At 63.5% G+C, this 463-nt stretch carries 1 protein-coding gene; it reads right to left on the bottom strand.

What is annotated here, in order from left to right; all coding sequences use genetic code 11:
* Nucleotides 1-463, bottom strand: a 463-nt coding sequence (locus tag OA56_RS09120; RefSeq protein WP_461584822.1) for a DDE-type integrase/transposase/recombinase, incomplete at both ends; no start/stop codon positions are given.

The raw sequence follows: 463 nt of genomic DNA, 5'->3' as shown, positions 1-463 counted from the left end.
GAATGTGGTGATTGTACAGCCAGACGTAGCGATGAATCGTTGCCTCCAGCGCTTCGCGGCTGTCGAAGCGATGGGTGGCGAGTACCTCGCTGATGCGCCCATTGAAGCGCTCGACCATGCCGTTCGTCTGCGGGCGGCGCGGTTTGGTCAGCCGATGCTCGATGTCGAGCGCCTGGCACAGTTCATCGAAGGCATGTGCTCCCGTGGGGGTGCGCTCTCCCCGGGTGATGAAGCGGTCGGTGAATTCCTTGCCGTTGTCGGTGAGGATCGTGTGCAGACGAAAGGGGGCCGCCTCGATGAGCGAGCTCAGAAAGCGCCGGGCGTTGGCGGCTGTCTTCTCCGGGTAGATGGCCACGAACACCCAACGCGTGGCCCGGTCGATCGCCACGAAGAGGTAGCGGCGTTTGTCCTCGTCGGGCATCTGCGGCAGGTACTTCACGTCCAGATGCACGAACCCCGGCTC

Source organism: Tepidiphilus sp. HLB4 (assembly GCF_054823945.1).
Note: the sequence above shows the minus strand (reverse complement) of the source record. Positions and strands in the feature narration are given on the sequence as shown.